The sequence below is a fragment of the Hymenobacter sp. AT01-02 genome, from assembly GCF_000961955.2.
Classification (GTDB): domain Bacteria; phylum Bacteroidota; class Bacteroidia; order Cytophagales; family Hymenobacteraceae; genus Hymenobacter; species Hymenobacter mucosus.
On record NZ_JZIR02000163.1, the window covers coordinates 1 to 6,317 of the forward strand.

At 59.7% G+C, this 6,317-nt stretch carries 6 protein-coding genes and 1 pseudogene; 5 read left to right on the top strand and 2 right to left on the bottom strand.

Annotation, left to right across the window (positions count from 1 at the left end):
- Nucleotides 1–1,216, bottom strand: a 1,216-nt coding sequence (locus VI25_RS21770) for a TonB-dependent receptor (RefSeq protein WP_152981766.1), incomplete at its 3' end; no start/stop codon positions are given.
- A gap of 214 nt (nt 1,217–1,430) precedes the next feature.
- Here VI25_RS21770 and VI25_RS21775 point away from each other — a divergent pair.
- The 5 genes from VI25_RS21775 (at nt 1,431) to VI25_RS21790 (ending at nt 4,983) form a co-directional block, all read left to right on the top strand.
- On the top strand, nt 1,431–2,195 hold the full coding sequence (locus VI25_RS21775) for a GIN domain-containing protein (RefSeq protein ID WP_055562887.1): 765 nt from the start codon (nt 1,431–1,433) through the stop codon (nt 2,193–2,195).
- A 21-nt stretch (nt 2,196–2,216) separates the two neighbouring features.
- Nucleotides 2,217–3,251, top strand: a complete 1,035-nt coding sequence (locus tag VI25_RS21780) for a sensor histidine kinase (protein ID WP_055562888.1) — start codon at nt 2,217–2,219, stop codon at nt 3,249–3,251.
- 42 nt (nt 3,252–3,293) lie between these two features.
- Nucleotides 3,294–4,010, top strand: a complete 717-nt coding sequence (locus VI25_RS21785; RefSeq protein ID WP_045690631.1) for a LytR/AlgR family response regulator transcription factor — start codon at nt 3,294–3,296, stop codon at nt 4,008–4,010.
- 252 nt (nt 4,011–4,262) lie between these two features.
- Entirely contained in the window at nt 4,263–4,499 is a 237-nt protein-coding gene (locus VI25_RS27410; protein ID WP_236705195.1) for an NAD(P)-binding domain-containing protein, read from the top strand.
- Nucleotides 4,447–4,983: an NADPH-dependent F420 reductase gene (locus tag VI25_RS21790; RefSeq protein ID WP_236705196.1), complete on the top strand. Its 537-nt coding sequence runs from the start codon at nt 4,447–4,449 to the stop codon at nt 4,981–4,983. Before VI25_RS27410 ends, VI25_RS21790 begins: the two co-directional genes overlap by 53 nt.
- Before the next feature lie 537 nt (nt 4,984–5,520).
- Here the strand turns inward: VI25_RS21790 and VI25_RS27415 are convergent.
- Nucleotides 5,521–6,252, bottom strand: a pseudogene (locus tag VI25_RS27415) (alpha/beta hydrolase family protein).
- Between the last annotated feature and the right edge of the window lie 65 nt (nt 6,253–6,317).

Here is a 6,317-nt window from a genome sequence, read left to right on the forward strand (position 1 = left end):
AGAAGGCTAAATTGGCGAAGATTTGGTCGGCGGTAGAAGGGGTAGCGAACGTAGTCGCATCGGCGCTCAGCTCGGCGGCCCAGGCTGTCGAGGGTGAAGCGGTAGTTGAGGTTGACGCCCACGTTGTCGGAACGGGAGGCTTTGGGGTTATCCATTTGCAAGCGCCCGACCGGGCGGCCGGCCGCATCCGTGAGGGTAGTTGTACTCGTGGTTGGGGCCGTTTGGGCGTAGCGGCTGCCGCGCACCTGCCACCCAGGGTCTGCCGGGGAGTAAGGGGCACCTCGACGCCCGCCGCGAAGTTGAGCGCGTGCCCTAGCGGATGCCAGTAGTTCACCTGCCGATACACCGTGTCGCGGATATGGCGCATCTGCACCAAGCGGTTGTAGGAGTTGTAGCGCCCGGCGCTCAGGCGAGTAAACAGCCGCACCCGGCCCACGTTGTAGTGCAGGTTGGTGCTGCCTGAGGCCTTTTCGTAGCGGCCGTAGCCGCCCGCCAGCGTTGCCGTGCCGCTCAGCCCCGGCCGCTGGGTGCGTTTAAGCCGGATGTTGAGCACCCCGGCCGTGCCGGCCGCATCAAGGGAGGCCGGTGGGTTAGGTAGCAACTCTACTTGGCTGATGGCAGAAGCAGGGAGCGACTTGAGGTAGGCCTTGAGATCTTCCCCGTTCAGGTAGGTAAGCTTCCCGTCCAGCAGCACCGTCAGGCCGGTACTGCCGCGGTACACGATGTTCTCATCCTTGTCAAGCTGCACGCCGGGCGCTTTGCGCAGTACCTCCAGCGCATTGTCTCCGGCCGTGTTCAGGCGGTCCACGTGCAACACGGTGCGGTCGGCGAGCTGCTCCAGAGCCGGCAGCCGGCCCTGCACCGTCACGCCCTGCAACGTGGTAGAAAGGGGCATGAGCAGCAGCCGGGGCATGAGTATCGACCGGTTGGCCACCTCAAAGGGTGCACTGCGGGCGGGTCGGTAACTCAGCAGCTGGGCTTTCAGGCAGTAGCGCCCGGCCGCAACCCGCGCAAAGTCATACGAGCCTAGCTCATTCGTCGTTTGCGTGGCCGTTGCCGCCGAATCGGGTAGGTGCACCAACACGACCGTGGCGAAGGCCAATGGCTCACCCGTTGCGTTGTGCACCGTGCCTGTCACGGCAACCGGTTGTTGGGCGCGGGTTTGGCCGCTGAGCAGCAAGACGCTAAGGGCAGTAAAGAGAGTATAACATTTCATAAGGCAGGAGAAGCTGGAGGACGGGGCGAAAGTGTGCCGCGGGCCTCCCCTACCCAAAAAAGTTATTCCACTGCCCGGAAATGGGCTGTCAAATCAAGTGAGAGCCTTTTTCCGGTTTCACACCCCATTTTCGGGCAGTGGTATAAAAAAGTGGCGGCCGTTGCCGAGGATGGATAGGTTTGACGCGTCTTCCACCTGCTTCTTTATATCCCCTATGACTGCTATTCTTCTACTCCTGCTTCAACTGTTGCCTACAACTCCATCTGCCGGCATCACGCCTCCCGATACGCGCGACGTCGCCGCATTTACCCACGTGGCGGTGGCTGCACCCATCACGGTGCTCCTGCACCAAGGAAGCCCGCAGCAAGTTCGGGTGGAAGCCGCCCCCAAGGACCTGGCCCGCCTGGAAACCCACGTTGACCACGACGAGTTGCGCATTCGCGACCGGACCGCCGATGCCGGGCGGAGCAACCAGTCGCCTCTCGGGAAGGTGACCGTGCATATTACCATGCCCACTGTTCGCAGTCTCTACGTGGCCAATGGCAGCCGCTTGCACGCCGATACCTTGCGAGTGAAGCAGCTGTGGCTAGAAGCTAATAGTTCGGGGCTCCTGATGCTAGGGCAAGTGCAGGCCAGAAGGGTTAGTGCGGGCACGGCCAGCTCCGGTCGGGTAGTGCTGCACCAGTTGCTTGCCGATACGCTCCAGTCAACGGGGGCTAGCGCGGGCAGCCTTACGGTAGCGGGCACCTGCCCCTACTACCGGCTGATGCTTAGTAGCGGCGGGCATGTACAAGCCGAAGCATTGGCTGTCGAGACGTGCACGGCTACGCTCAGCAGTGGCAGCCGCGGCCGGGTCAGGGTCTCCACCTACTTACAGGCCCACGCCAGCAGTGGTGGCCAGCTAACGGTGCTGGGCAACCCGCAGCTGAGCAGCCGCGTGAGTAGCGGCGGCCGGGTGCAGCGGCAGGAAGCGCGCTAAGTTTCTCTCGTCATTCCCGCCATGAAAAAGAGCACGATCCGCTGGCATGTGCTGGCCTGGGTAGCCTTCTACGTCTACTCCTGTATTGATGAATTCTGGGACTATAGTGGCGCCATTAAACCCCACAGAGTACCTCTGCAGCAAAGTCTATGGCTGCTCACTTCCTTCTGGGTCGTGCGGGCCGTCGTGTTCTACTTTTGCTACTTGGTGGTGTATCCCCGTTTTCTACGCGTCAATCGGCTACCGCACCTGGCAGTGGGCTTGGGCGTGGCCGTGCTCTTGTTTGCTGGGCTGCGCGCCAGTATTGAGGAAGTGCTGTTCCCGGCCCTGCTGGGGTTTCATAACTACACGCCAGGCACCACCATCCAGCATTACGTAGCAGACAACTTTTTTTGGTCGATTCCTACCCTGTGGTTTAGTGCCGCTCTGTGGGCGAGCGAGAGGAACCTGCACCAAGAGCGCGAAAACCAGCAGCTTCGGGAAGAAAAGCGCGCCGCCGAAACAGCGTTCCTGCAAGCGCAGATCAATCCGCACTTTCTCTTCAACACGCTTAACCTACTTTACGGCATGGCCTACCCCGTGTCCAAGCCGCTGGCGAGTGCCCTGCTCAAGCTGGCCGAGCTGATGCGCTATATGCTGCACGAGACGGCCATCGATCAGGTAGCATTGACCCAGGAAATTGAGTACGTGCAGCACTACCTGGCCCTGTACCGCCTGCGCTTTCCCGATCAGCTGTTCGTCGACTTTACCATTACGGGCGAGCCCGCGGGCCGCCAGATTGCGCCCTTGGTGCTGATTCCCTTCGTGGAAAATGCTCTGAAGCATGGGGTGCTCGATGACCCGGCCCACCCGGTGCGCCTGCAGCTCCATGTGGCCGCGCAGGAAGTTGTTTTTCAGGTTGAAAACCGCATTAGCGACCAGCAGAAGGACACAAGCAGCGGCATTGGGCTACCCAATCTGCGGCGGCGGCTGGCGCTATCTTATCCGGGCCGTCACCAGTTGCACATTGCCACCGAAAGGGGGCAGTTTACTACCTTACTGCGGGTTGCTTGCTAAGGTGGCCCTTTTTATATGGCCCTCGGGGCCTTACTACTGCCTATGATTCGCTGCCTGGTTGTGGATGACGAAGCGCCCGCCCTCGCCATCCTGGCCGACTACATCAGCCAAGTGCCTTACCTAACGCTGGTGGGTACCACAACGAACCCCATTGAAGCGCTGACGCTGGTGCAGCAGGGTAGCGTGGACGTAGTCTTTCTGGACATTCAGATGCCCAAGCTGACGGGGCTACAATTTCTCAAGCTCAGCGGGACAAAATGCAAGGTCGTACTCACCACTGCCTACCCCGAGTACGCACTGGAAGGCTACGAGAACGACGTGGTGGATTACCTGCTCAAGCCCATTGCGTTTGAGCGCTTTCTCAAAGCAGCCCAGAAGGCTTTAGGCCTTCTTTCCCCCGCGCCCGCAGCAGCTGTGCTTCCCCCGTCTGTGCCTGCGCCTCCGGCCTACCTCTTCATTAAAGGTGATACTAAACATAAGTACGTGCGCGTCAGCTACGCCGACATTCTCTACATTGAGGGGCTGAGTAATTACGTTTCTCTTTATTTGCCAGGGCAGCGCCTGATCACCTATCAGACCCTTAAGGAGCTGGCCGATACGCTGCCGCAGCCACCCTTCCTGCGCGTGCACAAGTCCTACATCGTCTCGCTCGACAAGATTCAACTGGTGGATGGCAATACCCTCTACATCGGGGACAAGCAAGTGCCCATCAGCGAGACGTACCGTGAGCAGCTATACCGCTTAATTAGGGAAAGGTAAGCCGCCGTTTTGGGGACTTAACAGGGCAAGCTATGCTTGAGGCTGTTCGGGGCACTGGTTGCAGCGCCGCTCGTCTGTCCTTCTTTGCTACATGACAGCCATTGGTCGTCGGTGCGGTCCTTACGTGGTGGCAGTATAGGCTTGCATGCGCTGCCTGATAGCGCCAGAGCAAACAATCTGCCGGCTGGCTGGTATGGAATAAGGCAGTTGCGCACGGTAGCTGCTTATCCCTGTTCACTACTTCCACTCCCCATGACTATTGGAATCATTGGCGCCGGCCACATCGGCAGTGCCCTCGCCGTACGGCTCACCAGCCTTGGCCACACAGTCTACATCGCCAACTCACGCGGCCCCGAAACGCTCACTGATGTAGCCCAACGCACGGGCGCCACCCCCCGTTACTGTACAGGAAGCGGCGCGCCAGGGCGAGCTGATCGTGGTAACCATTCCTCTGAAAAACATCCCCAAGCTGCCCCAGGACTTATTTGAAGGGGTATCCGCCGACGTGCCCGTAATTGACACGAGCAATTACTACCCCTTGCTGCGCGACGGCCACCTGCCGGAGCTGGAAAGCGGAGACCTGACGGAAAGTGAATGGGTGCAGCAGCACCTAGGCCGGCCGGTGGTGAAGGTGTTCAACAACATCTACGCAGACCACCTCGAAAACGCGGGGCAGCCCGCCGGTACGCCCGGCCGCATCGCCTTGCCCGTGGCTGGCGAAGGCGAAGCCAAGCAGAGAGTGATGGCTCTTGTTGATGAACTGGGCTTTGATGCCGTAGACAACGGCAACCTGCACGAATCCTGGCGGCAGCAACCCGGTACGCCCTGCTACGGTGCCGACCTGCCCGCGACTGAGTTGCGGCAACAGTTAGCTAGCATGGGTACCGAGCGTACAGCAGCGCAACACGCGCAGTTCCTCGCGAATCATGCCGCGCAAGAAAAGCAAATGCAGGCGCAGGGCATCCAGCTGTAGTAACCCCAGCCAGAACCGGATGTAGCGACCTAGCTATGTTCAAACCGAAGCTACCCGTACGCGCCTTGGGCAGTTGCCATGGCACGTTCGGGTAGGCTTCGGTTTGAATGGATGGGCAGGTAGTAGCGTAACAGTTAGTGGCCAGCTGCATCCAGAGCTACTACGGCACAGTAGGCCAGTGTAGCAGGTTAATCAGACCAGCTTCTGAGCAGCTACAGGAAGCAGCATCTTGGGAGACTCAGCCGGGAGTGAGAATATAAAATCTACCTATCCCCACCCTTCCGTTCTTTGCCCCCGTGACGGTATTGGCAGTGATGCGTACAACTCTAAATAGTTGTAGATATAGTTGTAAAACTAGTTTTAATAGTAGTTGTCATTTTTTAGATGAGGAGGCGGTGCATTCTACCGCAGAGCTACCTTCTGCCCACTTTGAGTGGCTGCGTAAATGCCCTCCAGTACTCGGAGGCCTTTCTGGCCCTTCTGGCTTTGGGTAAGGATAAACTAGGCAAGGCTTTTTTATTGGAAATCAACTGTCACCTACTGCCCATTCGTTGCCCCCAACTGTACGGTTTTTGGGTCGACGGTGATTTCCTGCAGGCGCTTGGCTACCGCCGGGCTCATGCTTTCCTGGTAGCGGCCGTGGAGTTGACCGGCCAGGAATTTCTCGGAGGCAGCAAACATGGCCATGTTGTTGACGGGGCGGGCGAAACCGTGGCCTTCATCGGGCGCGCAGATGTACTGCACGGGGTAGTTACGGTTGCGCAGGGCTACCACTATTTGGTCGGCCTCGGCCTTGTTCACGCGCGGGTCGTTGGCGCCCTGCACCACTAGGAGCGGGGTTTTAATTTTATCGGCCGCGTTGAGTGGCGACATGCGGGCCAGGGCGGCGCGGCCTTACGGCGTGCCGGGGTCGGCCATGCGGGCGTACATCTGCTTGCGCTCGGCCTCCCAATACAGCGGAATGGCGTTGAGCAAGGTTGTCAGGTTGGACGGCGCCACAACAGCCACGGCGGCAGTATACACGTCGGGGGTGAAGGCCACGCCGGCCAGTGTGGCGTAGCCACCATACGAGGCGCCCATGATGCCCACACGCTTGGGGTCAGCAATGCCTTGGGCCACGAGGTATTTTACGCCCTAGGTCAGGTCGTCCTGCATTTTGTGGCCCCATTCGCCGTTGCCGGAGTTCAGGAACTGCTTGCCATAGCCAGTGCTGGCGCGGAAATTGGGCGAAAGCACAGCGTAGCTGCGGTTGGCCAGAAACTGATGCATAGCGTTGAAGCCGTACGCGTCGCGCCCCCAGGGCCCGCCGTGAGGCAGGATGATGACCGGCAGGT

What these genes read in the sequence shown, in the direction of transcription:
- VI25_RS21785 (WP_045690631.1), top strand. Translation starts at nt 3,294, where the DNA reads ATGATTCGCTGCCTGGTTGTGGATGACGAAGCGCCCGCCCTCGCCATC.
- VI25_RS27410 (WP_236705195.1), top strand. Translation starts at nt 4,263, where the DNA reads ATGACTATTGGAATCATTGGCGCCGGCCACATCGGCAGTGCCCTCGCC.
- VI25_RS21780 (WP_055562888.1), top strand. Translation starts at nt 2,217, where the DNA reads ATGAAAAAGAGCACGATCCGCTGGCATGTGCTGGCCTGGGTAGCCTTC.
- VI25_RS21775 (WP_055562887.1), top strand. Translation starts at nt 1,431, where the DNA reads ATGACTGCTATTCTTCTACTCCTGCTTCAACTGTTGCCTACAACTCCA.